General features: G+C 70.5%; 30 protein-coding genes and 1 riboswitch. Of the genes, 20 read left to right on the forward strand and 10 right to left on the reverse strand.

What is annotated here, in order from left to right; all coding sequences use genetic code 11:
• Window positions 1-158: 158 nt before the first annotated feature.
• From IE069_RS13840 to IE069_RS13885, 10 genes are all read left to right on the forward strand, one after another.
• On the forward strand, window positions 159-1,517 hold the full coding sequence (locus IE069_RS13840; RefSeq protein ID WP_189351166.1) for a sensor histidine kinase: 1,359 nt from the start codon (window positions 159-161) through the stop codon (window positions 1,515-1,517).
• Window positions 1,514-2,233, forward strand: a complete 720-nt coding sequence (locus IE069_RS13845) for a response regulator (protein ID WP_189351167.1) — start codon at window positions 1,514-1,516, stop codon at window positions 2,231-2,233. Before IE069_RS13840 ends, IE069_RS13845 begins: the two co-directional genes overlap by 4 nt.
• Window positions 2,234-2,246: 13 nt before the next feature.
• Window positions 2,247-2,411 carry a hypothetical protein gene (locus tag IE069_RS13850; protein ID WP_189351168.1) on the forward strand — a complete coding sequence of 55 codons (165 nt, stop codon included), beginning with the start codon at window positions 2,247-2,249 and terminating at the stop codon, window positions 2,409-2,411.
• A gap of 83 nt (window positions 2,412-2,494) precedes the next feature.
• Window positions 2,495-3,799, forward strand: a complete 1,305-nt coding sequence (locus IE069_RS13855) for a M18 family aminopeptidase (RefSeq protein WP_189351169.1) — start codon at window positions 2,495-2,497, stop codon at window positions 3,797-3,799.
• Window positions 3,800-4,101: 302 nt separating this feature from the next.
• Entirely contained in the window at window positions 4,102-4,833 is a 732-nt protein-coding gene (locus tag IE069_RS15755; RefSeq protein ID WP_189351170.1) for a LysM peptidoglycan-binding domain-containing protein, read from the forward strand.
• 279 nt (window positions 4,834-5,112) lie between these two features.
• Window positions 5,113-5,418, forward strand: coding sequence for a 30S ribosomal protein S6 (rpsF, locus tag IE069_RS13865; RefSeq protein WP_189351171.1), 306 nt, complete (start codon window positions 5,113-5,115; stop codon window positions 5,416-5,418).
• 51 nt (window positions 5,419-5,469) lie between these two features.
• Entirely contained in the window at window positions 5,470-6,042 is a 573-nt protein-coding gene (locus tag IE069_RS13870; protein WP_189351172.1) for a single-stranded DNA-binding protein, read from the forward strand.
• A gap of 63 nt (window positions 6,043-6,105) precedes the next feature.
• Complete coding sequence (gene rpsR / locus IE069_RS13875) at window positions 6,106-6,345, forward strand: 30S ribosomal protein S18 (protein WP_189351173.1); 240 nt, start codon at window positions 6,106-6,108, stop codon at window positions 6,343-6,345.
• 17 nt (window positions 6,346-6,362) lie between these two features.
• Window positions 6,363-6,824, forward strand: coding sequence for a 50S ribosomal protein L9 (rplI, locus tag IE069_RS13880; RefSeq protein ID WP_189351174.1), 462 nt, complete (start codon window positions 6,363-6,365; stop codon window positions 6,822-6,824).
• Window positions 6,825-7,033: 209 nt separating this feature from the next.
• Window positions 7,034-7,149, forward strand: a riboswitch (SAM riboswitch).
• 51 nt (window positions 7,150-7,200) lie between these two features.
• A complete protein-coding gene (locus IE069_RS13885) occupies window positions 7,201-7,722 on the forward strand; it encodes a flavin reductase family protein (protein ID WP_189351175.1) in 522 nt (173 codons plus the stop codon).
• Here IE069_RS13885 and IE069_RS13890 read toward each other — a convergent pair.
• The 3 genes from IE069_RS13890 to IE069_RS13900 all read right to left on the reverse strand — a co-directional run bounded on the left by IE069_RS13890 (window position 7,719) and on the right by IE069_RS13900 (window position 9,871).
• The gene (locus IE069_RS13890; protein ID WP_189351176.1) at window positions 7,719-8,174 is read right to left on the reverse strand and encodes a hypothetical protein; all 456 of its coding nucleotides are present in this window, start codon (window positions 8,172-8,174) and stop codon (window positions 7,719-7,721) included. The two genes, IE069_RS13885 and IE069_RS13890, sit on opposite strands and share 4 nt — an antisense overlap.
• An 85-nt stretch (window positions 8,175-8,259) precedes the next feature.
• Window positions 8,260-9,501 (reverse strand): MFS transporter, encoded by a 1,242-nt coding sequence (locus IE069_RS13895; RefSeq protein ID WP_189351177.1) that lies wholly within the window; start codon window positions 9,499-9,501, stop codon window positions 8,260-8,262.
• Window positions 9,502-9,505: 4 nt separating this feature from the next.
• Window positions 9,506-9,871, reverse strand: coding sequence for an ArsR/SmtB family transcription factor (locus IE069_RS13900; protein ID WP_189351178.1), 366 nt, complete (start codon window positions 9,869-9,871; stop codon window positions 9,506-9,508).
• Between the two features lie 491 nt (window positions 9,872-10,362).
• Between IE069_RS13900 and dnaB the strand changes: the two genes are divergently transcribed.
• Window positions 10,363-11,733, forward strand: a complete 1,371-nt coding sequence (gene dnaB / locus IE069_RS13905) for a replicative DNA helicase (protein ID WP_229791171.1) — start codon at window positions 10,363-10,365, stop codon at window positions 11,731-11,733.
• Window positions 11,733-12,542, forward strand: a complete 810-nt coding sequence (locus IE069_RS13910; RefSeq protein WP_229791172.1) for a Cof-type HAD-IIB family hydrolase — start codon at window positions 11,733-11,735, stop codon at window positions 12,540-12,542. The genes dnaB and IE069_RS13910 overlap by 1 nt, the downstream gene beginning before the upstream one ends.
• 13 nt (window positions 12,543-12,555) lie before the next feature.
• Here IE069_RS13910 and IE069_RS13915 read toward each other — a convergent pair whose 3' ends face one another.
• The 6 genes from IE069_RS13915 to IE069_RS13940 all read right to left on the reverse strand — a co-directional run bounded on the left by IE069_RS13915 (window position 12,556) and on the right by IE069_RS13940 (window position 16,302).
• Window positions 12,556-13,089 carry a CGNR zinc finger domain-containing protein gene (locus IE069_RS13915; protein ID WP_189351180.1) on the reverse strand — a complete coding sequence of 178 codons (534 nt, stop codon included), beginning with the start codon at window positions 13,087-13,089 and terminating at the stop codon, window positions 12,556-12,558.
• Between the two features lie 282 nt (window positions 13,090-13,371).
• Window positions 13,372-13,968 (reverse strand): serine O-acetyltransferase EpsC, encoded by a 597-nt coding sequence (gene epsC, locus IE069_RS13920; protein ID WP_189351181.1) that lies wholly within the window; start codon window positions 13,966-13,968, stop codon window positions 13,372-13,374.
• The gene (locus IE069_RS13925) at window positions 13,965-14,480 is read right to left on the reverse strand and encodes a GyrI-like domain-containing protein (protein WP_189351182.1); all 516 of its coding nucleotides are present in this window, start codon (window positions 14,478-14,480) and stop codon (window positions 13,965-13,967) included. Before IE069_RS13925 ends, epsC begins: the two co-directional genes overlap by 4 nt.
• Window positions 14,481-14,569: 89 nt before the next feature.
• Window positions 14,570-14,860, reverse strand: coding sequence for a MoaD/ThiS family protein (locus tag IE069_RS13930; RefSeq protein ID WP_189351184.1), 291 nt, complete (start codon window positions 14,858-14,860; stop codon window positions 14,570-14,572).
• Window positions 14,861-14,864: 4 nt separating this feature from the next.
• A complete protein-coding gene (locus IE069_RS13935) occupies window positions 14,865-16,031 on the reverse strand; it encodes a WD40/YVTN/BNR-like repeat-containing protein (RefSeq protein ID WP_189351185.1) in 1,167 nt (388 codons plus the stop codon).
• Between the two features lie 64 nt (window positions 16,032-16,095).
• Window positions 16,096-16,302, reverse strand: a complete 207-nt coding sequence (locus IE069_RS13940; RefSeq protein WP_189351186.1) for a hypothetical protein — start codon at window positions 16,300-16,302, stop codon at window positions 16,096-16,098.
• A 324-nt stretch (window positions 16,303-16,626) separates the two neighbouring features.
• On the opposite strand from IE069_RS13940, the gene uraD reads away from it, so the two are divergent.
• The 4 genes from uraD to IE069_RS13960 all read left to right on the forward strand — a co-directional run bounded on the left by uraD (window position 16,627) and on the right by IE069_RS13960 (window position 20,175).
• Window positions 16,627-17,148 (forward strand): 2-oxo-4-hydroxy-4-carboxy-5-ureidoimidazoline decarboxylase, encoded by a 522-nt coding sequence (gene uraD / locus IE069_RS13945; protein ID WP_189351188.1) that lies wholly within the window; start codon window positions 16,627-16,629, stop codon window positions 17,146-17,148.
• A gap of 104 nt (window positions 17,149-17,252) precedes the next feature.
• On the forward strand, window positions 17,253-17,606 hold the full coding sequence (uraH, locus tag IE069_RS13950; RefSeq protein ID WP_189351189.1) for a hydroxyisourate hydrolase: 354 nt from the start codon (window positions 17,253-17,255) through the stop codon (window positions 17,604-17,606).
• A 2-nt stretch (window positions 17,607-17,608) separates the two neighbouring features.
• Window positions 17,609-18,535: a factor-independent urate hydroxylase gene (pucL, locus tag IE069_RS13955; protein ID WP_189351190.1), complete on the forward strand. Its 927-nt coding sequence runs from the start codon at window positions 17,609-17,611 to the stop codon at window positions 18,533-18,535.
• A 2-nt stretch (window positions 18,536-18,537) separates the two neighbouring features.
• Complete coding sequence (locus tag IE069_RS13960; protein WP_189351191.1) at window positions 18,538-20,175, forward strand: nucleobase:cation symporter-2 family protein; 1,638 nt, start codon at window positions 18,538-18,540, stop codon at window positions 20,173-20,175.
• A gap of 126 nt (window positions 20,176-20,301) precedes the next feature.
• Here the strand turns inward: IE069_RS13960 and IE069_RS13965 are convergent, their stop codons facing one another.
• On the reverse strand, window positions 20,302-21,063 hold the full coding sequence (locus IE069_RS13965; protein WP_189351192.1) for an IclR family transcriptional regulator: 762 nt from the start codon (window positions 21,061-21,063) through the stop codon (window positions 20,302-20,304).
• Window positions 21,064-21,304: 241 nt separating this feature from the next.
• Here IE069_RS13965 and IE069_RS13970 point away from each other — a divergent pair, with 241 nt between their 5' ends.
• From IE069_RS13970 to IE069_RS13985, 4 genes are read left to right on the forward strand one after another with little or no spacing between them, the layout of a single operon-like run.
• On the forward strand, window positions 21,305-22,708 hold the full coding sequence (locus IE069_RS13970) for an NAD-dependent malic enzyme (protein ID WP_189351194.1): 1,404 nt from the start codon (window positions 21,305-21,307) through the stop codon (window positions 22,706-22,708).
• Between the two features lie 27 nt (window positions 22,709-22,735).
• Window positions 22,736-24,361, forward strand: coding sequence for a malate synthase A (gene aceB, locus IE069_RS13975; protein WP_189351195.1), 1,626 nt, complete (start codon window positions 22,736-22,738; stop codon window positions 24,359-24,361).
• Window positions 24,358-25,662 (forward strand): DUF6986 family protein, encoded by a 1,305-nt coding sequence (locus tag IE069_RS13980; RefSeq protein ID WP_189351196.1) that lies wholly within the window; start codon window positions 24,358-24,360, stop codon window positions 25,660-25,662. The genes aceB and IE069_RS13980 overlap by 4 nt, the downstream gene beginning before the upstream one ends.
• Window positions 25,655-26,494 (forward strand): bifunctional allantoicase/(S)-ureidoglycine aminohydrolase, encoded by an 840-nt coding sequence (locus IE069_RS13985; protein WP_189351197.1) that lies wholly within the window; start codon window positions 25,655-25,657, stop codon window positions 26,492-26,494. The genes IE069_RS13980 and IE069_RS13985 overlap by 8 nt, the downstream gene beginning before the upstream one ends.
• Window positions 26,495-26,534 lie beyond the last annotated feature (40 nt).

Here is a 26,534-nt window from a genome sequence, read left to right on the forward strand (position 1 = left end):
ACGAAGACCCTTTGAACGCGAGGTTCCAGTCCTACGAAATGGACCGGCCCTACTACATACCGTCTAGACCGCGTTTGCCGGGGCAGAAACGAACGGCTGCCCCGGCAAACGCCCCTTTTTACTCCAAACACGCTGTGTTTTGACGGTAGGCTCGTGTCATGGACCACCAACCCGCGCGCGGCACCGCCGAATCGGTGCGGGTGAGCTTCGCCGAGCTGACGGAACGACGGCGCGGGCCCGCCCGCCGCTACCTGCACCGGCACCCGCGTGTCGGCGACGGCCTGGTCGTGGCCGCCTACCTGCTGTCGAACGCGATCGCGCTGGTCATGGTCGCCGACTCCCACTCGGCCTGGCCGGTCGCCGTGATCCTCGGCATCGCCGTGGTCCTCTGGTTCCGCCGGCGGGCCCCCTTCGCGGTCCTGTCCATCATCGGCGTCACGACGCTCCTCTTCATGATCGTGGACCCCTTCCACGGGGTGATGAGCACCGGACTCTGGTTCGCGCTCTACACGGCGGCCACCAAGTACTCCTCGCGCCGCATGCTCTCACTGGCCGTCCTGATGAGCGCCGCGCAGGTGCTCATGATGGGGCTCTGGGTGGTCCCGCACCTGCAGGGCGTCCCCCACGAGCCCCACGCGGGCGTCAGCGTCGGCGACGGGACGGCCGCGATCGTCGTCGCGTCCATCCTGCTGCTGGCCGCGAACCTGATCTCCACGGGCATCGGCTCGGCCGTCCGCAGCAACCGCCTGCACCAGGCCGAACTGGCGAACTGGGGGCTGCGCGTCTCGCGCCTGGCCCAGACCGAGGAGCGCAACCGGATCGCCCGCGAGATGCACGACGTCGTCGCGCACTCCCTCTCCGTCATGATCGCCCTGTCCGACGGCGCCGGCGTCGTCATGCAGCGGGACCCGGACCGCGCCCGGGGCGTCCTGGGCGAGCTCTCGACGACCGGGCGGGCCGCCCTGCGCGACATGCGGCGCGTGATCGGCGTCTTGCGCGACGGATCGGACGCGCCGCTGGCGCCCCAGCCGGCGCATTCGTCGCTGACCGAGCTGCTGGAGGGGTTCCGGGTCGCCGGCCTGCCCCTGACCTACACCCACACGGGGGCGGCGCTGCCCGAGGACGCCGGCCTGCGCCTGACCGTCTACCGGATCATCCAGGAGTCGCTGACCAACGTGCTGCGCTACGGGCGCGAGGTGCGCCGGGTGGACGTAGACTGCACGGTCGCGGCCGGCGAGGTCGCCGTCCGCATCGCCGACGACGGCCGGGGCACCGGGGCATCCGGAGCCCCGGTGGGCAGCGGGCAGGGGCTCAAGGGCATCGCCGAGCGCGTGGCGATCTACGACGGCGAGCTCTCCGTCGGCCCCCTGCCGACGGGCGGGTGGGTCGTCGACGCGCGGCTGAGCATCAACGGCCGGACCTGCCCGGCGGGGGAGGCCGGCGCAACGGCGTCCTCCGCGCCGGAGGCGGCCGGGAGTGGGAAGATCGAGAAGGAGACGGGGGAGGGGACCGGATGACCGGGAAGATATCCGTACTGCTGGTGGACGACCAGCCGCTGCTGCGCATGGGGTTCTCGCTGATCCTCGAGGCCGAGGAGTCCATGGAGGTCGCCGGCGAGGCGTCCGACGGGATCGAGGCGATCGAGCAGGTCGAGCGGCTGCAGCCCGACGTCGTGCTGATGGACGTGCGCATGCCGCGCATGGACGGGATCGCGGCGACCCGCCGGATCGCGGAGGAGCACCCGGACACCCGCGTGATCATCCTGACCACGTTCGACCTGGACGAGTACGCGTTCGACGGCCTGCGCGCCGGCGCCTCCGCGTTCCTGCTCAAGGACGTCGCGCCGGAGGAGCTCGTGCACGCCGTGCAGCTGGTGGCCAGCGGCGACGCCGTCGTCGCACCGCGCGTCACCCAGCGCCTCCTGGAGACCTACGTGCGCACCGGGGACGGCGGGCCGTCGGCGCCGGGCGGGGCGCCGCCGTCGTCCGGGGGCGAGAAGGCGGAGGATCCGCTGCTGCAGGACCTGACGCCGCGCGAGCGCGAGGTGCTGGGCGCGATGGCCGAGGGGCTCTCGAACGCGGAGATCGCGCACAGGTTCTTCCTGTCCGAGGCGACCGTGAAGACGCACGTGCGCCGCATCCTGACGAAGCTGCACCTGCGCGACCGCGTGCAGGCGGTCGTGTACGCGTACGAGACGGGCCTCGTCATCCCCAGCCAGGGGCTGGACTACTGATGGGATGGTGCGGATGAACATCGAATTCCTGCGCAGCCCGTGGTTCATGATCGCGGTTCTGCTGCTCGTCGCCGGCGCGTTCCTGCTGGCCGTGCCGCAGTGGCCGGTGCCCGGCTGGGGTTCGATCGTGCTGGGCCTCGCGTTCATGGGGTACGCCCGCTATCGGCAGGGTGCCTGAACGCCGCTAGGATCGTTACCGAAGCACACCAACAGCGTCCGCACCGGGCGGACACCACGACGACGGAGGCCGGGTTGGCAGAGATGAGCACCTCGCGTGCGGCGCAGGAGATCACGGACGAGGCGCGCGAGCACGCGCGCGATCTGGGGGCGTTCGTCTCGGCCTCGCCGTCGAGCTACCACGCCGCAGCGGAGGCCGCCCGCCGCCTGGAGGAGGCCGGCTTCACCGGCCTCGACGAGGGTGCCGACTGGGCGTCGGGCCCCGGGGCCTACTACGTGGTCCGCGACGGCGCGGTCATCGCGTGGGTCGTGCCGGAGGGCGCCGGCGCGCAGACCGGGTTCCACATGCTCGGATCGCACACGGATTCGCCGTCGTTCAAGCTCAAGCCGAAGCCGACCACCGGCGCCCACGGCTGGCTGCAGGCCGGCGTCGAGGTGTACGGCGGGCCGCTGCTGAACTCGTGGCTGGACCGCGAACTGCTGCTGGCCGGCCGCCTGGTGCTGCGCGACGGCACCGAGGTGCTCACCCGCACCGACCCGCTGCTGCGCTTCCCGCAGCTGGCCATCCACCTGGACCGCCAGGTGAACGAGGGCCTGGCGCTGGACAAGCAGCGCCACATGAACCCGGTGTGGGGCACCGGGGTGCCGGCGCAGGAGGACCTGCTGGGCGTGCTCGCCGAGGCGGCCGGCGTGGAGGCGGGACGGATCGGCGGCTACGACGTCGTCGTCGCGGACGCCCAGGCGCCGGCGGAGTTCGGGCACCACGGCGCGTTCTTCGCCTCGGGGCGCCTCGACAACCTCTCCTCGATGCACGCCTCGCTGGTGGCTCTGATCGAGCACGCCGGCGCGGGCGGGGGCGAGCACATCGCGATGCTGACGGCCTTCGACCACGAGGAGGTCGGCTCCGGCTCGCGCTCCGGCGCTGCGGGCCCGTTCCTGCAGGAGGTCCTCGAACGGATCTCCGCCGGCCTCGGCGCGGGCGACGTGGACCGCTACCGCGCGTACGCGGACTCGGTGTGCGTCTCGGCGGATGCCGGGCACGCGATCCACCCGAACTACCCGGAGCGCCACGACCCGGCGAACCAGCCGCTGCTCGGCGCGGGTCCGCTGCTGAAGATCAACGCGAACCAGCGCTACGCGACCGACGGCGTGGGCGCGGCCCTGTGGGCGCAGCTGTGCGAGAGCGCCGGCGTGCCCTACCAGGAGTTCGTCTCCAACAACGTCATGCCCTGCGGCTCGACGATCGGCCCGCTGACCGCGACCCGGCTCGGCGTGCGCACGGTCGATGTGGGCATCCCGCTGCTGTCGATGCACTCCGCCCGCGAGATGTGCGGCGTGGCCGACCCGTGGCGCCTGGCCCGGGTGGGCGTCCAGCTCTTCGCCAGTTGACGCGGGGCGGCGTCCCGGCCCGTTCCCACCCGCCTGTGCGCAGGCTATGCCGCCGGTGGCGAAGTGCTGGCGAAGTCCTGTGAATCACCGATCGGGGTTGCGCCCGCACCCGGTCGTTGCCTTATCGTGATTAAGTCACGTTTTGGTAACGACCCGTTATGGGCCGTGCCGAACTCCGGAGCAGCCCGCATCCTTCGACCGTCCGCGCGGCTCTCCGGCATGAACTCGAAATCGATGTCGGACGGTCGCGCGCAAGAAGGTCGGGGACGGCCTGAGCGTTCGGATGGCACCACGGGAGATCCATGATCCGCAAGCACAAGAACACCAAGCACTTCACCCGCGCCGGCATCGCCGGTTCCGCAGCCGCCTTCGTTCTCGCCGGCGCCGCAGTCGGAGTGGCCGCGGCACCGGCAAGCGCCGCCTCGACCTCCACCTGGGAAGCGCTGGCCGAGTGCGAGTCCGGCGGAGACTGGTCGATCAACACGGGCAACGGCTACTACGGCGGCCTGCAGTTCAGCATGAGCACCTGGCAGGGCTTCGGCGGCACGGGCAACCCGGCCGACGCCTCCAAGTCGCAGCAGATCGCCGTCGCCGAGCAGGTTCTGGCCACGCAGGGCTGGGGCGCATGGCCCGCCTGCTCGGCCGAGCTGGGACTCTCCGGCACCGCCGACGCGGAGCCGGCGCCGCAGACGGAGGCCACGGCCGAGGCCGAGGCCCAGGTCGAGGCGCCTGCCGAGACCAGTACGCAGTCCACCGGGGCGGCCGAGCAGGCTCCCGCCGAGCAGGCCGCGCCGCAGGCCCAGGAGGCTCCGAAGGCCGCCGACGCGTCGCAGGGAATCGGCCAGAAGGTGGCCGAGGTCGCCGCCGAGGATTCCGGTGAGGACCACACCGTCGCCGCCGGCGAGACGCTCGCCGTCATCGCCGAGGAGCACGGCATCGACGACTGGCGCGCGGTCTTCGCCGTCAACCAGGACGTCGTCGACGATCCCAACCTGATCTTCGTCGGCGAGGAGCTCGACCTGCCGGTCAAGTAGGCCGGTGGCGCGGACCCCGCGCCACCACCGGGAACATCCATCGAGGGTGCGCCGGGCGTACGGATCTCCGTGATCCGCCCGCCCGGCGCACCCTCTTTGCGCTGCCGGTGAGGGTGGGCGATGCCTCACCGGGGGTGTGCAGACCGGGTGGGGGCATCGGGTAGGATGGATGAGGTTGTCTTCAGCCTGCCCGAAAACCGGGACGGCGTGACGACCAACGCAAAGAACCTCCTGTTACGGAAAGACCGTGACCGCTTAGCCCAAAGGAGGTGGGTTCACATGCGTGCTTACGAACTCATGGTGCTGCTCGACCCCGAGGTCGATGAGCGTACCGTCGAGCCGACTCTCGGCAAGTTCCTGGACGTCGTCCGCAACGATGGCGGGACCATCGAAAACGTCGACATCTGGGGCCGCCGCCGTCTGGCTTACGAAATCCAGAAGAAGGCCGAGGCGATCTACGCCGTCGTCAACTTCACTGCAACCCCGGCTACCTCTGCCGAGCTTGATCGCCAGCTGTCTCTGAACGAGACGATCCTGCGCACCAAGATCACCCGCCCGGAGGACCAGAAGGTTTCCGACAAGTAGTTCTCGCGAACTGCTTGCACATCAATCGAACCGACTCGTCAGGAGACGAACATGGCAGGAGAGACCGTCATCACGGTCGTCGGAAATCTTACCGGCGACCCGGAATTGCGTTTCACGCCGTCGGGATCAGCGGTGGCGAACTTCACCATCGCCTCGACTCCGCGGACGTTTGATCGCCAGACCAACGAGTGGAAGGACGGCGAAACGCTGTTCCTGCGCTCCTCGGTGTGGCGTGACGCTGCCGAGAACGTCGCCGAGACGCTGACCAAGGGCATGCGCGTCGTCGCCCAGGGCCGGTTGAAGTCGCGTTCGTTTGATACCAAGGAAGGCGAGCGGCGTACCGTCATGGAGCTGGATGTCGACGAGGTCGGCCCCTCCCTGCGCTACGCCTCCGCGAAGGTCACCCGCACCCAGCGCAACAACGCTGGTGGCAATCAGGGCGGCTTCGGCGGCGGCAACGCCGGTGCACCCGCCGGCGGCGGCAACAACGCTGCACCCGCTGGCGGCGGCAACAACGCCGGCGGCGGCTGGGGTGCCCCGGCCGCAGATCCCTGGTCCACTCCGTCCACCGCTGGCAACAACGGTGGCGGCTGGGGAGCCGGGAACGACGAACCGCCTTTCTAACAATATTTCTATTCACCATCCCGCAGAATATTCTGCGGGCTCCAAAGACTAAGGAGCTCCACGATGGCTAAGGCTGATATCCGCAAGCCCAAACCAAAGTCCAACCCCTTGAAGGCCGCTGACATCACTGTCATCGACTACAAGGACGTCGCCCTGCTGCGCAAGTTCATCTCCGACCGCGGAAAGATCCGCGCCCGTCGTGTGACCGGCGTGTCCGTGCAGGAGCAGCGCAAGATCGCGCTCGCGATCAAGAACGCGCGCGAAGTTGCCCTGCTGCCCTACTCCGGCGCTGGCCGCGGTTAAGGGAAGGGAATAACAACATGGCAAAGCTCATTCTGACCCACGAAGTGACCGGTCTCGGTGCCGCTGGCGACATCGTCGAGGTGAAGAACGGTTACGCCCGTAACTACCTTCTTCCCCGCGGATTCGCCATCACCTGGTCCAAGGGTGGCGAGAAGCAGGTCGAGTCCATCCAGGCCGCGCGTGCTGCACGCGCCGTCGCCTCGCTGGAAGAGGCCAAGGAACTGGCTGCGAAGCTGTCCTCCAAGCCGGTGAAGGTGCAGGTGAAGACCGGTGAGTCCGGTCGCCTGTTCGGCACCGTCAAGGTCGACGACATCGCGAAGTCCGTCGAGGCCGCAGGCCTCGGCACCGTCGACAAGCGCAAGGTCGAACTGCCGGAGCACATCAAGACCACCGGCAACTACGAGGCCACCGTGCGTCTGCACGAGGACGTCTCCGCAACCATCACGTTGCAGGTCGTCGCGGCCGCCAAGAAGAAGTAGTCGTACGCGGCGTCAGCCGCACGCATTCTTCGCGCGAAGCGAGGCCCCCACCCGCACGGGTGGGGGCCTCGCGTCGTTAACGCACGCGCCGACGTCGTGCCGAGCAGAAGACCGGGCACGACGCCGGCGCCGGCCCGCGCGCTCCCACCTTGCGAAATGTTTCGTCTCACCTTGTGCGGAGGACGCCACGGTTCGTAACGTGGAGAAGGAATCAAGAGATTCAACGCGAAGCCCTGGCTCGTTGAACGGCAACCCTCTCACGGTAGTGGGGTGCTCCAGGTGACGATTCGGTCCGCCGGACAACCCGGCTGGACAAGTACCGCGCGCGGTCCGCCCCCAACAGGCGAATCGGGCGCCCTTGAGACAGGTGGTGGCCATGACCGCATCGGAATCGCAACTCTCCCGGGACCTCTCGACCGACGCCCTCCGCGGGGCCTTCGCCCAGCATCCGTCCGGACTCGCGGCACTGTGCACGATCGTCGACGGGCAGCCCGAGGGCATCGTCGCGTCCTCGTTCACGGTGGGCGTCTCCCTGGACCCGCCCCTGGTGATGTTCGCCGTGCAGAAGACGTCGCGGACCTGGCCGAAGGTGAAGCGGGGCGGGCGGATCGGCGTCTCGATCCTCGCCGAGGCACACCAGAGCGTGTGCCGGCAGATCGCCTCGCGCGACGGGGACCGCTTCGCGGGGCTGCGCCTGGACTCGACCGATGCGGGGGCCCTGTTCCTCCAGGACGCCGCCCTGTGGCTGGAGACCAGTGTCGAGAACGAGGTCGAGGCCGGCGACCACTACGTGGTGCTGCTGCGCGTTCACGCGCATGCGACGCACGGCGGGGCCAACGACCCGCTCGTCTTCCACAACTCCACGTTCGCGACGCTCTCGGCGCCGGAGCTCGTCTAGCGCCGGCCGGCCATCTGGTCGATGAACTTCTTCGCGTCGGCGAGCCCGATGCCCGTGTCCTGGCGGACCTTCCGGACCGCTTGGACGACCTTTCCCTGCTGCACCAGGGCGAGGACCGCCTGGTAGTCGGGATCGGCCTCCGCGGCGCCCCGCGCCGTTCCGGACGGGTTCATCATCGACGGGCCGGCGGACGCCGTGGGGTCGCTGACGGTCGCGATCGGCGTGCTGCCGCTCGTGGGCAGGCGCTGCTCCGTCTCGCGGCGGATCCGCTCGGCCTTCTGCGTTTCCTCGTGCCGCTGCTTCGCCCACTGCGCGTTGAGGCGCTCGATGTACTGCTCCTCGACGCTGACGGCCGTCTTGGGGCGGGAGACGAAGATGGCCCAGAGGACGCCGACGACGATGCCGACGACGGCCAGGAAGATGATCGCTTCGACGACCGTGATTCCGAACATGCCAACCGTTCCCTTCCGCGTGCCCGTGCACGGACGCGCACCGCGCCCGTGCATCCAATCTACGTCCCGGACACGGTCCGGCGCATCAGCCTGAGGTATCACGTTGGCGGGACGCGGGCTTTGTCGGGAGCGGCATCCGCCACGACCCGAACGCCAGCACGGCGCCGACGGTCCCGACCACGGCCAGGGCCGCGGCGGCGGCCGCCAGGCCGTGCACTGCGCCGATCACCCCGGCCGCCGGATAGGTCAGCAGGAAGCAGGCGTGGGACAGGGAGAACTGGGCGGCGAAGACCGGCGCCCGCGTGTCCGGGCCGCTGTTGCGCGTCAGTAGCCGGGCCGACGGCGTGAGGACGGCCGACGCTGCAGCGCCTGCGGCGAACCACAGTCCCAGCAGCCCGGCCCACTGAGCCGGTCCGGAACCCCAGGCGATGACGGCCGCAGCGGCGGCGAGTGCGACCGGCAGGGCGGTCGCACCGGCGAGCATGGGGAACCGGTCCGGGACGGAGTCGAGCAGGCGTGGCATGGCGAGGGCGACGACCATCGACCCGGCTCCGGTGGCGGCCAGCAGCAGCGCGACGTCGGGTTGTGAACGGTCGAGGTCGCCCCGGACGAGGACCACGGTGTTCACCACGACCATGGCCGTGCCGCTCGCGACGACCAGATCGAGGGCCAGGAGGCTCCGCAACTCGCGGCGCGCGACGAATTCGCGCGCACCCCGGCTCACGCGGTCGAGGAAGCCCGAACCGCCCGCCGGGGCGATAGTCGGGAACCGGGTCGCCGCAACAAGGAGGGCCGAGCCCGCGAACCCCGCGACGGTGCCCAGGAACAGGTCGTTGTAGCTCGTCACCGTCAACAGGAGGGCTGCGATCACGGGGCTGAGCAGGGACTCCAGATCGTAGGCGAGCCGGGAGAGCGAGAGCGCCCGCGTGTAGTGGCGTTCGTCCGGCAGGACGGAGGGGATGACCGCCTGGAACGCGGGGGTGAAGGTCGCCGAAGCCGACTGCAGCAGGAAGATCAGGACGTAGATCTGCCACGCCTCGCCCACCAACGGCAGGCAGAGCGCGATGAGCGCGCGGACGACGTCGGCGCAGATCAGCAGGCGTTTGCGGGCCACCCGGGCGGTCAGGGCGCCGATGACGGGCGCGACGGCGACGTAGGCGACCATCTTGATCGTCATGGCCGTGCCCAGGACGACGCCGGCGCTCCCTCCGGCCACGTCGAAGGCCAGCAGGCCCAGGGCGACCGTCAGCAGGCCCGTTCCGAGCAGCGCGATGAGCTGGGCGCCGAAGAGCCGTGCGTAGACGCCGTTGCCCAGGACCGCGAGCATGGCGTCAGCCTTGAGGCCCGTGGTGGTGGCGAGGGGTCTGCCCGCCGGCAACCGAGTGCTCGGCCTGCTTGATGGCCTCGGAAACGAGGGCCGACGCGTGCTCGTCGGCCAGTCGGTAGAGGACCCGGGTGCCCTCTTGGCGGGTCGTGACCATGCGCGCCATGCGCAGTCGTGCCAGATGCTGGGAGACCCCCGACGGGCTCTTGCCCACGGCGTCCGCGATCGCGTTGACCGAGAGCTCGGACGCGGCCCGCAGGGCCAGGACGATCCGGATGCGCGTCGGGTCCGAGAGGATCCCGAAGACCTCGGCGGCGAGGTGGACGAACTCGGACGACGGGTCCAGTCCGCAAATCGTCTTATCTGCATTCATACGCGGACTCTAACAGTTCAACTGTGGTCTCGACAGGCTCTGACCTCGGACGTCGCGACGCCCCTTGCGGAGGCGTCCTCCGGCCATGTCGGGCGTGTCTGTGGGTAAGTGCCCCAAACCTGTGGATAAGTTTCCCCTCACCCCCGCGCCCGCTGCCCCGAACCCGCAGTGAGTGGTTGAAGGTTGGGGGCAAAAAACTTTTCGTCCACACCCGTGAACCAATATCGTTCCTAGTCAGAGCCAAATAACTCTCAAAAATAATCCCCCGTCCACAGCGCTGTCCCCAGCATGTGCACAATCGCCCACAACTTCTCCACAGTACCTGTGGATAACTTGATAGGAGTGGGGATAAACAGGGTCTATGGTTTCAACATCCCCCCTGTGGCGATCCGTACGCGCGCGCATGCCGCGCGAAGCCCAATCTGCGGGTGCGACGGCGGATCATGGGTGGATGGCGGCGCCATACGGCGTTCGGTGGCGAAAGGAATGCAGTGACTCTGACTCACTCGGATATCGACCGGTCCAGCTCCTCCGACGTGGGGCGCACCCCGCCGCAGGACGTCGTGGCCGAGCAGTCCGTCCTGGGCGGGATGATGCTCTCCAAGGACGCCATCGCCGACTGCGTGGAGGTCCTGCGCGGTCCGGACTTCTACCGCCCGTCGCACGAGCTCGTCTACGAGGCGATCATCGACCTCTACGGCCGCGGCGAACCCGCCGACGCCGTGACGGTGGCCGACCTGCTGACCAAGCGCGGCGACATCTCCCGCGTCGGCGGCCCCGCCTACCTGCACACCCTGATCCAGTCGGTCCCGACGGCCGCGAACGCCGGCTTCTACGCCGAGATCGTGCGCGAGCGCGGCGTGCTCCGCCGCCTCGTGGACGCCGGAACCAAGATCGTCCAGCTCGGCTACTCGCAGGACGGCGAGGTCGACGACATCGTCAACACCGCGCAGGCGGAGGTCATGACGGTGGCCGAGCGCCGCGGCGGCGAGGACTACGTGGCCCTGCGCGACATCATCGAGGGCACGGTCGACGAGATCGAGTCGGCCGGCAGCCGCGGCGAGGGCATCATCGGCGTCCCCACCGGCTTCTACGAGTTCGACGAGCTCACGCAGGGCCTGCACGGCGGCCAGATGGTCGTCATCGCCGCCCGTCCCGCGGTCGGCAAGTCGACGTTCGCCCTGGACTTCGCCCGGTCAGCGGCGATCGCGAACAACATGACCACGGTCTTCTTCTCCCTGGAAATGGGCCGCAACGAGATCGCGATGCGCCTCCTCTCGGCCGAGGCGTCGATCGGCCTGCAGGACCTGCGCAAGGGAACCGTGAAGGACGACCAGTGGGGAAAGATCGCCACCACGATGGGCCGCCTGAACGACGCGCCGCTCTACATCGACGATTCGCCGAACATGTCGCTCATGGAGATCCGCGCCAAGTGCCGCCGCCTGAAGCAGAAGCACGACCTGAAGATGGTGGTCCTCGACTACCTGCAGCTGATGAGCTCCGGCAAGCGCGTCGAGTCCCGCCAGCAGGAGGTCTCCGAGTTCTCCCGTGCCCTCAAGCTGCTCGCCAAGGAGCTCGACGTCCCCGTGATCGCACTCTCGCAGCTGAACCGCGGCTCGGAGCAGCGCACGGACAAGAAGCCGATGGTCTCGGACCTCCGCGAGTCCGGCTCGATCGAGCAGGACGCCGACATGGTCATCCTCCTGCACCGCGAGGACATCTACGACAAGGAGTCCCCGCGCGCCGGCGAGGCCGACGTCATCGTCGCCAAACACCGTAACGGTCCCACCAAGACCATCACCGTGGCCTTCCAGGGCCACTACTCGAGGTTCTCGAACATGGCCGCCGAAGGCGGGATGTAGTGCCCGCCCCGGGAGCGGGCGACATCCGACTCGTCGTCACCGACATGGATGGGACGCTGCTGGACGCGGACGGCGCCGTGCCGGCGTCGTTCTGGCCGGTCCTGGAGCGGATGCGCGCCGCCTCCGTGACGTTCGTTCCGGCCTCGGGGCGCCAGTACGCGACCCTGGCCCGCGACTTCGCGGGCGAGGGGCTCGCGATCATCGCCGAGAACGGGGGCCTGGTCATGCGCGACGGCGTCGAGGTCGCCTCCCGCACGCTGGACGCCGGCTCGGCCCGCGGCATCATCGGGCAGATCCGGGCCCTGCCGCCGGAGGAGTACGATCTCGGGATCGTGCTGTGCGGGAAGTCCTCGGCCTACATCGAGCGGATCGAGCCGGTCTTCGTCGACCAGGCGAACACGTACTACGCGCAGCTGAGCGAGGTCCCCGACCTGCTGGCGGTCGAGGACGAGATCCTGAAGATCGCCGTCTTCGACCTGAAGCGTCACGCCCAGCGCGTGGCCCCCGCGCTGGAGGCGATCGCCCCCGGGAACCGGGTGGTGGTCTCCGGTCCCCAGTGGGTCGACATCATGCGGCCCGACGTGAACAAGGGTCTCGCTCTCGACGACCTGCAGGCCGCGCTCGGCGTCACGCCGGCCCAGACCGTGGTCTTCGGCGACTACCTCAACGACCTCGAGATGATGAGCCGGGCGGAGCACTCCTACGCCATGGCCAACGCCCACCCGGACATCCTGGCGGCCGCCCGGCACTGGGCGCCCTCGAACGCGGAGAACGGCGTGGTCAGCACGCTGGAGCGGCTGCTGGGCTGACCGGAGGCCTCGGCTACCCGCCGCGGGCCCGGTGGCGGCGGACCGCGGCCCGGTTGGCGCAGCGCACCGAGCAGTAGCGCTGACGGCCGTTGCGGGTGACGTCGACGACGACGTTCGCGCACCCGTCGCCCGGAGTCTCGCCGGCCGCGCAGCGCGAGAGCCGGTTCATCCCGCGCGTCGTCAGGTGCAGGGCCGTGCCGACGCCGATCACCGCGCGCAGCACGTGCGGCAGCGACTGCTCCTCGTCCCGGTAGTGCAGGTGCCAGCCCTCGCCGTCGTGGTCCGTGAGCCGCGGGTACGCCGTCGCGGCGGCCATCTGGGCGTTGAGCAGCCGCGCCCGCGTCGGGTCGTCCGGCGCGTCGACGACCTCGAGCCACGCGCCGATCACCTCGAGAGTGCGCGCATGGTCGTCGGCGCCGACGGGGAACTCCATGGTCATCCCGAACTCGCGGGCGCGCGCCTCGATGCCCGCCCGGTCCGCGGGCCAGTCGTTCGCCAGCGACGCCGCGAGCAGTACCGCGTACTCGCCGTAAGGGTTGAGATGCATAAGGGCATTACATCATGGTGGTTGCATGAGAACCAGAGAACAGCGCACCGTCCGCCCAGCCCCAGCCCCAGCCCCAGCCCCAGCCCCAGCCCCAGCCCCAGTCCCGGCCGTTGCCGCGCACGAGCACGGCTGGCGCGTCGAATCGAGCCACGCGACGTCGTCGGGACGGGTGCTCTACGTCGTCTGCGTCGAGTGCGGGACCCGCCGCGTCGACGTGCAGGACGCGGCGCACCGGCCGCCGACCGCGCTCAGTCGCGAGCTGCGCCCGGCGCTCCGGTCCGCTCAGAGCAGGACGGCCGGGTCGATCAGGTCGGTTCGCGGGTCCAGCGGGTAGTCGCTGTCCTTGTGGCGGTGGACCGCGGGCATGCCGATCGCGATCGAGTCCGCGGGCACGTCCCGCACGACGACGGCGTTCGCACCGATCGCGGTGTCGTCGCCGATCGTCAGCGGCCCGATGATGCGGCAGCCGGCGCCGAGCATGACCCGGTCGCCGATGATCGCGTGCCGCCGCTCCTCCCGGTGGAACGGGACCTGCAGCGTGCGCCCGCCGACCGTGGTGCCCTGGTACATCATGATGTCGTCGCCCATCACGGTGGTCTCGCCGATGACGATCTCCGAGCCGTGGTCGATGAACGGGCGCCGGCCGATCCTCGCACCCGGGTGGATCTCCACCCCGGTGACGAAGCGGGCCAGCTGGCTGAGCAGGCGGGCGGCCGGCCGGAACGGGGGCCGCTGCCACAGCGCGTGGGCGATCCGGTAGGCCCAGATCGCGTGCACGCCCGAGTAGGCCAGCGCCACCTCGAGGTCGTTCCGTGCGGCCGGGTCCTGGGCGCGCGCCGCCTTCAGGTCCTCGCGCAGCAGGCGCAGCAGTGCGCTCATGCGGCCGGATCGTTCTTGGCGACGGGCACGAACAGGTCCGTCCGCATGGCGTCCGGGTCCGCGTCAGGGCTGGGCTCGGTCACGTACACCTCCCAGAAGGGCAGCTGCGGGGCGTAGCCCTGCGACTCGATCCAGGCCATGAATGTTCCCCACGCGTCGCCGAGGGCGTCGTAGGCCCCCAGGTGGGAGGCGGCCGCCGTCGTGCCCTCGGGCAGCGAGGACGGTTCGACGACGACGCCGGAGCCCGCCGTGCGCTTCCCGTCCAGCGGGTGGTCGATCGCGAACCCGACCTCGAGGTCCATGGTCTCGGTCGGCTGGCGCGTCATCAGGCCGAAGGCCGGGCCGACGGGCGTCAGGTTCTGGTCCGCCAGAACCTCGGACAGGGCGTCGAAGGCGGCGTCGTAGAACGGGGACAGGTCGGCGAACGGCACGTCCCGGCCCCGCACGACGGCCGTGCGGGCCTCCGAGATCTGGACGATCACCGGTTCGGTATGCGGTTCTGGATGGATCACGGCGGCCTCCTGCCCCTCGCGGCCTCTAGGTGGCGGCGTTGCGTACCTTGAACTCTGCGGCGTGGCATGCGCGCGTGTCAAGGAGGGTGTCAGCCGCCGGCGACCGACTGCATGATCATGACCCGCACTCCGTCGGGGACCGGGGTGTCCTGGCCGGCCAGATCGCGGATGTTGTCCTGCCCGACGAACACGTTCGCGTACCGCCGCACCTCGCCCAGCTCGTTCCGGATCTTCCGGCCGAACCGCGGGTGGTCCCGGGCGAGGACGTCGAGCACCTCGCGCACCGCGGCGCCCCCGCCGGGCACCTCGACGCGCAGTTCGCGGGCACCGTCCACGGACGGCGCGAGCACCTGCGGGATGTCGACGAGGACCTCTGCCACGGCCCTACTCCTCGGGGAACTGCGGGACGTACTGCTCGGAGCCCTGCGGCAGGTCCGTCTTCGGCACGACGGCGGCGCGTACGCTCAGCACGTCCGGCAGCCGCTGCGCCACCTGCGTGAAGGTCGCGCCCTCGTCCGCGCTCGCGTAGACCTCGCCGGCGCGGGTGCCGAAGTAGACGCCCGTGGAGTCCGGGTGGTCGTCGACCGCGGAGGCGTCGCGCAGGATGGTGTTGAAGTCCTGGTCCGGCAGGCCGGTGTGGTTCTCGGTCCAGGTGTCGCCGCCGTCGGCCGTCTTGTAGACGGAGACGCGCGCGCCGGACGGGATGCGCTCGATGTCGGCGATCATCGGGATGACCCAGCCGGTGCCGCCGATGCGCGGGTGCGTGAGGAAGGTGAAGCCGAAGTCGCCCGGCAGCCCGTCGGCGATCGAGACCCACTTCCGGCCGGCGTCGTCCGAGCGGTACACGCCCCCGTGGTTCTGCGCGTACAGGCGTCCGGGCTGCTCCGCGTCGCGGGCGATCCGGTGCACGCACTGGCCGTACTCGGGCTCCTCGCCGGGCAGGAAGCCGGCCGAGATGCCGCGGTTCGCGGCCTCCCAGGTGGCGCCGCCGTCGTCGGAGCGGTAGACGCCCGCCGCGGACGCGGCGATGTGGATCTGCTCGCTGTCCGGATCCGGGTCGACCGTGTGCAGGCAGGGCCCGCCGCCGCCGGGCTGCCAGCTCTTCCGCTGCGGGTGGTCCCACAGGCCGCGGTTGAGCTCGAACGTGGAGCCGCCGTCCTCCGATCGCCACAGCGAGTGCGGTTCGGCGCCCGCCCACACGACGCCGGGCCGGGAGGCCGCGTCGGGCCGCAGGTGCCAGACGCGCTCGAGCGCGGCGCCGGTGTCCTCCGGGAACTTGATCGCGCCCTGCTCCGGGTCGGACCAGGTGGCGCCGAGGTCGTCGCTCGTCACGACGGTCGGGCCCCAGTGCCAGTCCAGCAGGCCGGCGAGGACGCGGGGTGCGCCGTTGCGGGTGTCGATCGCGACGGAGGAGGCCTCGAGGATGAGGAAGTGCGGATCGGACAGGGTCCAGTTGACGCGGTCCTCGCTCGCCGCGAGGAACAGGCCCTTCTTCGTCCCGATCGCCAGCAGAACCATGGTGTCGGCGGTAGCCGTTTCCGGTGTGCTCATGGTCACAGTTCAGCACCACGGCTGGGGCGTGGCAAGGGTTACCAGCCGGTAGTGCGGCAGGGTGTCAGCTGCGCGCGAGGAGGCCCGTCAGACGGCCCCACAGCGACCGGCGCGGCGCGCCGGCCGAGTGCGCCCGCGGGACGAAGTCCGGGTCCAGCCCCACCGGCGCGTAGAACGACGTCGGCGCGCCGGCGCCCGCCCTCTTCGCCGCCGGGTGCGCGGTGCCGGGCGCGGAGTGGTCGGGGGTGCGGGGTCCGGTGCTGGCGGTCATGGTGACTCCTCGAGGTCGAAAGCGGCTCCTGCATTCCATGATGTGGAATTAGATTTCTGAATCTTGAAAACAGTATGCGGGCCCGGCGGCCATGCTGGCAAGGGGTCGCGTGGGATCGAAGGACTTCCGCGGAATTTCCACCAGGGGGTTGACAGGCCGGATGTGAGCGGCGTTACATTAGTGGCGGAAGAGAAGTTCCACCATACAGAAACATCGAATCAAGTTGGTGCGGGTCCGCCCGCCGGGTCCCGGCCCCGCCAATGGTCAAGGGTGTTCAGCGCTGAGGTGGACGTTGTCTAGACGACGAAAGAAGCTGAACCCCCGATGGATCTGAGCATCTTCAATTCGCTGCCGGCCGACGAGGCACGCACGGCATTGCGCCCGTGCCTCGACATCGACCGCTGGATCGACGACCTGACGGCCGGCCGCCCCTACGCCGACCAGGCCGCGCTCACCGCCGCCGCCGAGGCGGCCGCAAACCCCTTCACGAACGCAGAGGTCACCGCCGCCCTGGCCCACCATCCGAGGATCGGCGAACGCGCCGAGGGGCCGGGAGCCGAAGCGGAACTCAGCCGCGGCGAGCAGGCCGGCCTCGACCCGGCCGCCGACACCGCCGCGCGGCTCGTCGACGCGAACCGGGCCTACGAGCAGCGCTTCGGGCGCGTCTTCCTGATCCGCGCCGCCGGGCGCAGCGCCGAGGAGATCCTGTCCGAGGCGACCCGCCGCCTGGAGAACACCGCGGCCCGGGAGGCAGACGAGACCGCCGGCCAGCTCCGGCAGATCGCCCTGCTGCGCCTGCGCGACGCCGTCGCCGCGCCCGCCGCGGCCCCCGCCAAGCACCCCTGACGAACCGCAGGCCGCACCGGGTGCGGCGGCCGCCGTCGTCGTACCCGCACCAGAGCCCCCGCCCGAGTACGGGGTCCCCACCAGAAGCGCAGAGGAGACATTCGATGAACGCCAGTGGACACACCAGCCACATCACCACCCACGTCCTCGACACCGCCGCCGGCCGGCCGGCCGCCGGGATCGCCGCGACACTCGAGGCGCACGCGCCCGACGGGTGGCGGCAGATCGGCACCGGCACCACCGACGACGACGGCCGGATCTCCGACCTGAGCCCGCCCGCCGTGGAGCCCGGGACCTACCGCATCACCTTCACCACCGGCGACTACTTCGCCGCGCAGGGGAGCGACTCCTTCTTCCCGGAGGTCGTCATCGCCTTCCGCGTCTCGGACCCCGGATCCCACTACCACGTCCCCCTTCTCATCAGCCCATTCGCCTATTCAACCTACCGAGGGAGCTAGACATGACCCTGACAGCACCGGAGACCGCCAAGGCCACGAAGATCGTGCTGGGCCGCAACCAGTACGGCAAGGCCGAGGTCCGCCTCGTCAAGATCACCCGCGACACCGCGCGCCACCAGATCGAGGACCTGAGCATCACCTCGCAGCTGCACGGCGACTTCACCGCCGCGCACACCGACGGCGACAACGCCGCCGTCGTCGCCACGGACACCCAGAAGAACACCGTGTACTCGTTCGCCCGCGACGGCGTCGGCACCCTGGAGGGCTTCCTCGCCCGGCTCGGAGACCACTTCACCTCCGACTTCGACTGGGTCACGGGCGGCCGCTGGGCCGGCCAGCAGTACTTCTGGGACCGGATCGAGGACCACGACCACGCGTTCTCGGCCAACAAGTCCGAGATCCGCACGGCCATCCTGGAGATCGCCGACGGGAAGAAGAGCATCGTCGCCGGCATCGAGGGCCTCACCGTCCTCAAATCCACGGGCAGCGAATTCCACGGCTTTCCGCGCGATCAGTACACCACCCTGCAGGAGACCACCGACCGGATCCTCGCCACCGACGTCACCGCCCGCTGGCGGTACAGCGCCGACGCGATCGCCTCCGGGGGCATCGACTTCGACGCCGTCTACACCTCGGCGCGGCGGCTGCTGCTCGGCGCCTTCGCGACGACCCACTCGCTCGCGCTGCAGCAGTCGATGTTCCAGATGGGCCAGGCCGTGCTCGAGGCCCACCCGGAGATCGACGAGATCCGCATGAGCCTGCCGAACAACCACCACTTCCTCGTGGACCTCGCGCCGTTCGGGCAGGACAACCCCAACGAGGTCTTCTTCGCCGCCGACCGTCCCTACGGGCTGATCGAGGCCGCCATCAAGCGGGACGGTGTCCCGGACACGCACCCGATCTGGGAGAACTCGTCCGGGTTCTGCTGAGCATGCGCCCCGGAAAAAGTCTGACAAGGAGGTCAGCTGTGGCAGGTCCACGCACCACGAAAACACTGCGGCCGGAGGACGAGCGCCTCCCGATCGGGCGGACGTTCGCCTACGGGCTGCAGCACGTCCTCACCATGTACGGCGGCATCATCGCGCCGCCGCTGATCATCGGTGCGGCCGCCGGGCTGGGCGTCGCCGAGCAGGCGGTCCTGGTCTCCTGCTGCCTGTTCGTCGGCGGTCTGGCCACGATCCTGCAGACAGTCGGCGTCCCGTTCTTCGGGGCCCAGCTGCCGCTCGTGCAGGGAACGTCCTTCGCGTCCGTCGCCACGCTCGTGGCCATTTCCCAGGACGGCGGGGGCATCCAGGCGGTGTTCGGCGCGGTCCTGGTGGCGGCCGTCATCGGCTTCCTGATCGCCCCGTTCTTCGCCCGCGTCATCCGGTTCTTCCCGCCCGTCGTGACGGGCGTGGTGATCACGATGATCGGCCTGTCGCTGACGCCCGTGGCGGCGGACTGGTCCATGGGCGGCGACGAGTCGGCCGCGGACTACGCGAGCCTGGAGAACATCGGGCTCGCCGCCATGACGCTCGTGATCGTGCTCGCGCTGAGCAAGGTCGGCAACGCGGCGATCTCGCGCCTGTCGATCCTGCTTGCGATCGTCATCGGGACGCTGGTCGCGTGGGCGCTCGGCATCGCGGACTTCTCCCAGGTGGGCGACGGGGCGATCTTCGCCCTGCCGCAGCCGTTCGCGTTCGGGGCGCCGACCTTCCAGGCCGGCGCGATCATCTCGATGGTCATCGTCGTGCTGGTCATCCTGACGGAGACGACGGCGGACATCCTGGCCGTCGGCGAGATCGCCAAGACCCGCGTCGACTCCAAGCGCATCGCCAACGGCCTGCGCGCGGACATGATCTCCTCGATCGCGGCGCCCGTCTTCAACACGTTCACCCAGAGCGCGTTCGCGCAGAACGTGGGTCTCGTGGCCATCACGGGCGTGAAGAGCCGGTTCGTGGTCACGGCCGGCGGCGGCATCCTGCTGGTCCTCGGCCTGCTGCCGATCCTGGGCCGCGTCGTCGCGGCCATCCCGCTGCCCGTCCTGGGCGGTGCCGGTATCGTGCTCTTCGGCACGGTGGCCGCCTCCGGGATCCGGACGCTCTCCAAGGTCCAGTACAGCGGGCAGAACCTGATCATCGTCGCGGCGTCCATCGCCTTCGGCATGATCCCCGTGGTGGCGGAGGGCTTCTACGAGAACTTCCCCGCGTGGATCGGGACGATCTTCCACTCGGGCATCAGTTCGGCGGCCGTCATGGCCGTGGCCCTGAACATCGTCTTCAACGAGATCAAGGCCGGCAACTCCAAGGGCGGATCGGTTTTCCACGCGGCACCGCCGCGCATGGTCAAGACCGAGGAGGTGCGCAGCCTGCGCGAGGGCGACCACTACGAGGCCGGCAAGCTGATCGACGCCAAGGGCGACGAGGTGCCGGTGGTAACCGCCGAGCAGTTCACGGTGGCGCTGGCCGAGCACCTCAAGGCCTGCGACAAGGCGGGGGTCGAGCCGGAGCTGCCCGAGGGCGTCGACCGCCGCGAGGTCCTCGAGGCAGTCGACGACCACGCCGGACCGGCCCCCGGCCGGCGGGCGTGACCGGCTGAGACGGTGACCGTGCCGTTGGTGGACGGCCCGGCCCTCCACGTGGAGGGCCGGGCCATCCGTGCGTCAGCCGGGCTGGTGCCGGTCCGCTGCGGGCCGGGCGGCGCGCAGCCGGACGCGTCAGGCGGTAGTGCCCGTCAGGGCCTCGGAGATCGTCCCCGTGGCGCGCTTGAGCGCGGCGACGGCCTGGACGGCGAAGTCCTCGCCGACGCGGGAGACCGGACCGGAGATGGAGAGGGCCATGGGCGTCGGGGCGCCGGGCACCGACATCGCGAAGCAGCGGACGCCGATCTCCTGCTCCTCCTCGTCCACGGCGTAGCCCTGCTCGCGGATGCGCTCCACCTCCGCCATCAGGTCGGGCAGCGTGGCGATCGAGTGCTCCGTGGCGGCCGGCATCCCGGCCTGCAGGACCAGGCGGGTGATCCGCTCGTCGTCGAGGACGGCGAGGATGGCCTTTCCGACGCCGGAGTCGTGCAGGTTGGCGCGGCGGCCGACCTCCGTGTTCATGCGCATGCTGTGCGGCGAGGGGACCTGGCCCGTGTAGGTGACCATGTCGCCGTCGAGCACCGCGAGGTTCGCGGATTCCCCGAGCTCCTCGACGAGCGAGCGCAGCACGGGGCCCGCGAGGGCGCCGAGCTGGCGGTTTGCGACCTCGCCGAGGCGGATGAGCCGCGGGCCCAGCGCGTAGCGGCGGTTGGGCAGCTGGCGCACGTGGCCGATGCCGACGAGCGTGCGCAGCAGGCGGTGGATCGTCGGAAGCGGCAGCGGGGTCTGCTCCGCCAGCTCGCTCAGCGTGCACTCGCCGCCGGCGCGCGCGATGAGCTCGAGCAGGTCGAAGGCGCGCTCGACGGACTGGACGCCGGAACTGGTCTTGGCGGTCATGTGCACTCCTCGCGCGGTGGTGGCGTTCTCGATCTCGCGGGGCCGGTGGGCCCATCGTCAGGCTATCGCATCGCCGAACGGTTTTTCCGCCCAACGAAATTTAATCGCAGGAAATTGAGGGCAGGCCCTTGAACTTCCATGATGTAAATCATAGTATCCACTATACGGAAAGAATTTCTCGGCAATCGAAGCATTGCCACCCGTCGCCTTGCACGACGAGGCCTACAAGGAGGTACGGAACATGGGAGCACCCAGCCCCGGCTACTCGCTGACGATCCGCGTCGAAGCCCCAGCCACCATCACCGCCACGAGCGAGCTCGCGGCCGCAGTCGGCGCCGCCGGCGGCTCGGTCACGGCCCTCGACGTCGTCGAGTCCGGCCACGAGAACGTCGTCGTGGACGTCAGCTGCAACACCACGGACACCTCCCATGCCGAGCAGATCCACGGAGCCCTCGACGACCTCGAAGGCGTCACCGTCCGCAAGGTCTCCGACCGCACCTTCCTGATGCACCTCGGCGGCAAGCTCGAGATCAACCCCAAGGTGGCGCTGCGCAACCGCGACGACCTCTCCCGCGCCTACACGCCGGGCGTCGCCCGCGTCTGCCAGGCCATCGCCGCGAACAAGGACGACGCGCGCCGCCTGACCGTCAAGCGCAACACCATCGCCGTCGTCTCCGACGGCTCGGCCGTGCTCGGGCTCGGCAACATCGGCCCCGAGGCCTCGCTGCCGGTCATGGAGGGCAAGGCCGCCCTCTTCAAGCAGTTCGCCGACGTCGACGCGTGGCCCGTCTGCCTCGACACCCAGGACACCGAGGAGATCATCGCCGTCGTCAAGGCGATCGCGCCCGTCTACGGGGGAGTGAACCTCGAGGACATCGCCGCGCCGCGCTGCTTCGAGATCGAGCGCCGCCTCCGCGACGAGCTCGACATCCCCGTATTCCACGACGACCAGCACGGCACGGCGATCGTCACGCTCGCCGCCCTCGTCAACGCGCTCAAGGTCGTCGAGAAGAAGATCGAGGACGTGAAGATCGTCGTCTCCGGCGTCGGTGCAGCCGGCCACGCCATCATCGGCCTGCTGCAGGCCAGCGGCGCAACCAACATCGTCGCGTGCGGCCGCAACGGCGCGATCGCCCGCGGGACGGAGTACACCGACGCGCACCGCGTCTGGATCGCCGAGAACACCAACCCGGACGGCTTCACCGGCAGCCTGCACGAGGCCCTGGTCGGAGCGGACGTCTTCATCGGCGTCTCCGGCCCTGACATCCTGGGCGAGGAGCACGTGGCCTCCATGGCGGAGAAGTCGATCGTCTTCGCGATGGCGAACCCGGACCCGGAGGTCGACCCCGTCGCCGCGGGCCGGCACGCCGCGGTCGTCGCCACGGGCCGCTCCGACTTCCCGAACCAGATCAACAACGTCCTGGCGTTCCCCGGCGTCTTCCGCGGCCTGCTGGACGCCCAGACGTCCGACATCACCGACGAGATGCTGGTCGCCGCCGCCGAGGCCATCGCCTCCCGCGTCAGCGACGCCGAACTGAACCCCGGCTTCATCATTCCGAGCGTGTTCGACCCGAAGGTCGCCGCCGACGTGGCCGCCGCGATCGTCGCCGTCGCTCCGGCCGCCGTCACCGCGCCAGCCAACTAACCCACCGTCGACGAAGGAGCACCCGTCATGACCACCACCGCCCAGCCCGCCCCCACCGTCCCCGGTGCCGAGGAGATCCTCACCCCGGAGGCCCTCGAGTTCGTCGAGAAGCTGCACGCCCGCTTCGCCGGCACCCGCGACGAGCTGCTGGCCGCCCGCGTCTCGGCCCGCGACACCGCGGCCGCGACGGGAACCCTCGACTTCCCGGCCGAGACGGCCGACGTCCGCAGCGGCGACTGGACGGTCGCCGAGGCGCCCGCCGCCCTGCGCGACCGCCGCGTGGAGATCACCGGCCCCGCCAGCCCCGTCAAGATGGCCATCAACGCCCTCAACTCCGGGGCCAGGATCTGGCTCGCCGACCTCGAGGACGCCTCGACGCCGACGTGGCACAACGTGGTCGACGCCCTGAAGAACCTCACCGACGCCGCCCGCGGCACCCTGTCCTTCACCTCGCCCGGGGGCAAGACGTACACGCTCGCCCCCGAGGGCGAGCGGGCCGTCGTCGTGATGCGCCCGCGCGGCTGGCACCTGCCGGAGGCGCACGTGCAGGTCGACGGTTCCGACGCCGTGGGCGCGCTCGTGGACTTCGGGCTGCACTTCTTCCACAACGCCCGCCACCTCGCCGAGACCGGCCAGGGGCCGTTCTACTACCTGCCGAAGCTCGAGTCCTACCTCGAGGCGCGCCTGTGGAACGACGTGTTCACGTTCGCCGAGGCCGAGCTCGGCCTGGAGCACGGCACCGTCCGCGCCACCGTGCTGATCGAGACGATCCCGGCCGCGTTCCAGATGGACGAGATCCTCTACGAGCTGCGCGAGCACGCCTCCGGCCTCAACGCGGGCCGCTGGGACTACCTGTTCAGCATCATCAAGTACTTCCGCACGGCCGGCGAGGCGTTCGTCATGCCGGACCGCGCCGACGTCGCGATGACCGCCCCGATGATGCGCGCCTACACGGAGCTGCTGGTCGCCACGTGCCACAGGCGCGGCGCGTTCGCGATGGGCGGCATGGCCGCGGTCATCCCGAACCGGCGCGAGCCGGACGTCACCGCGGCCGCGTTCGACAAGGTCCGCGCCGACAAGACCCGCGAGGCCGGCGACGGCTTCGACGGCTCCTGGGTGGCCCACCCCGACCTGGTGCCCATCTGCCGCGAGGTCTTCGACGGCGCGCTCGGCGAGAACCCGAACCAGGTCCACCGCCGGCGCGACGACGTCGTCGTGACGCCCGCGCAGCTGCTCGACGTGGCCTCCGCGCCGGGGTCCGTGACCGAGGCCGGCGTGCACGCGAACCTCTACGTCGCCGTCGCCTACACGGCCGTGTGGCTCTCGGGCAACGGCGCGGTGGCGATCCACAACCTCATGGAGGACGCCGCCACCGCGGAGATCTCCCGCTCGCAGGTCTGGCAGCAGATCCGCACGGGGGTGGTCGCCGCGGACACCGGCAACACGATCACCGCCGAGCTGGTGGCCGAGATCCTCGCCGAGGAGACCGGGCGCCTGCGTGGCGAGGTCGCCGACGACGAGCGGTTCGAGGCCTACTACCGGCCGGCCTCCGAGCTCATCGGCCGCCTGGTCACCGGGCGCGACGAGGACTTCGAGGACTTCCTGACGCTGCCGGCCTACCGCCAGCTGACCGGCGAGGCGGTGACGGCATGACCGTCCAGCCGGCCCTCGACGCCGCCGCGCTCGCGGCCTGCGACCGCCGGCTCGCCGCCGCCGACGAGCTCCTGGCCGCCGGCTACCCGGGCGACGACGGCCGCCGCCAGCCGGTCCACACCGTCTACGTGCCGGCGGACGCCTACCGCCCATCGCTCGCGGGCGAGTGGGGCCGCAGCGCGCTCGAGGCCGCTGACGCCGCGGGCGGGCTCGAGGCGCTGGCCCGCCGCATCGGCGTCGGGGACCAGCACGACGACGGCGGCTCCCGCACCGCGGTGCTCGCCGGCCTGGTCGAGGCGAAGCTGCGCGACGAGCCGATCGAGGATCTCCGGATCGATTTCGAGGACGGATTCGGGGACCGCGGGGACGAGGCCGAGGACGCGGCGGCCGTCGCCGCCGGGCAGGCCGTCTCGGCCGACGTCGCCGCCGGCACCGCGCCGCCCTTCATCGGGATCCGCTTCAAGTCGCTCGAGGCGCCGACCCGCCGCCGCGGGCTGCGCACCCTGGACCTGTTCCTGGCCGCGCTGCTCGAGTCCGGTCCGCTGCCGCAGCAGCTGGTGCTGACGCTGCCCAAGGTCACCTCGGTAGACCAGGTGGAGGCGATGGCCGACGTCGTCGAACGCCTCGAGACGGCGCACGCGCTGGCGCCGGGAACCCTCGGTTTCGAGGTGCAGATGGAGACCCCGCAGCTGATCCTGGCCGACGACGGCACGGTGCCGAGCGCCCGGCTGCTGCACGCCGGCCGCGGCCGCGTGACGAGCCTGCACTACGGCACGTACGACTACTCGGCCTCGCTCGGCATCGCCGCGGCGTACCAGTCCATGGAGCACCCGGCCGCCGACCACGCGAAGAACGTCCTGCAGGTGGCCGTGGCCGGCACCGGGGTGCACCTCTCCGACGGCTCGACCAACATCCTGCCCGTGGGCGACTCGGAGAACGCCGACGCGGCCTGGCGGCTGCACGCGCGGCTGGTCCGCCGGCACCTGGAGCGCGGCATCTACCAGGGGTGGGACCTGCACGCGGCGCAGCTGCCCACCCGCTTCCTCGCGACCTACGCGTTCTACCGGGACGGGTTCGCGGCCGCCGCGACCCGGCTGCGGAACTACGTGCACCGGATCGAGTCGTCCGTCATGGACGAGCCGGCCACGGCCCGCGCGCTGGCGGACTTCATCCGCCGCGGCCGCACGTGCGGCGCGCTGACGGCCGGCGAGATCGAGCAGGCCGCCGGCGTCGACGCGGCCACCCTCGACGCGCTCGCGCTCAACCGACCCATCAATGCAGAAGAAGGTACCCATGTCTGAGCTAGCCACCGCCCGCACGTCGGCGCCCGCCTACCAGGGCGCGATCGGCGGCCTGCCGCCGCAGTCGAACCTGCTGAGCGACCGCGCCGTCGTCACCGAGGCCTACACCGTCATCCCGCGCGGTGTGCTGCGGGACATCGTCACCTCCGTCTTCCCGGAGTGGCAGGGCGCGCGCGCCTGGGTGCTGAACCGTCCGGTCTCCGGTGGTCCGACGACGTTCGCCCAGTCGATCGTCGAGGTCGCCCCGGGCGGAGGGGCCAAGCGTCCTGAGCCGCAGGCCGAGGTCGAGGGGTTCGTGTTCGTGCTCTCCGGCGCCCTCAGCGTCACGGTCGACGGCGCGGAGCACGTGCTCACCGAGGGCGGGTTCGCGTTCCTGCCGGCGGGCACCGACTGGAGCGCCGCGAACAACGGGGTCGAGCCGACCCAGTTCCAGTGGCTGCGCAAGCGCTACGCGCCGCTGGCCGGGCACGCGCCGCGCGTCGTGGTCGGCAACGAACGGGACATCGAGCCGACCCCGATGCCGGAGACCGACGGCGCCTGGCGCACGACGCGCATGCTGGACCCGGAGGACCTGGCGTTCGACATGCACGTGAACGTCGTGACCTTCGATCCCGGCGCGTCGATCCCGTTCGCCGAGACGCACGTGATGGAGCACGGCCTGTACGTCCTCGAGGGCAAGGCGGTCTACCGCCTCAACGACGACTGGGTCGAGGTCGAGGCCGGCGACTACATGGCGCTGAGGGCGTTCTGCCCGCAGGCCTGCTACGCCGGCGGCCCGTCGCGCTTCCGCTACCTGCTGTACAAGGACGTGAACCGGCAGATCGCGCTGTAGGTCCCCGCAGACCCGCACAAACGAAGGCCCCCAGCCACTG

Origin of the sequence: Zhihengliuella salsuginis (assembly GCF_014651715.1) — a bacterium.
Classification (GTDB): domain Bacteria; phylum Actinomycetota; class Actinomycetes; order Actinomycetales; family Micrococcaceae; genus Zhihengliuella; species Zhihengliuella salsuginis.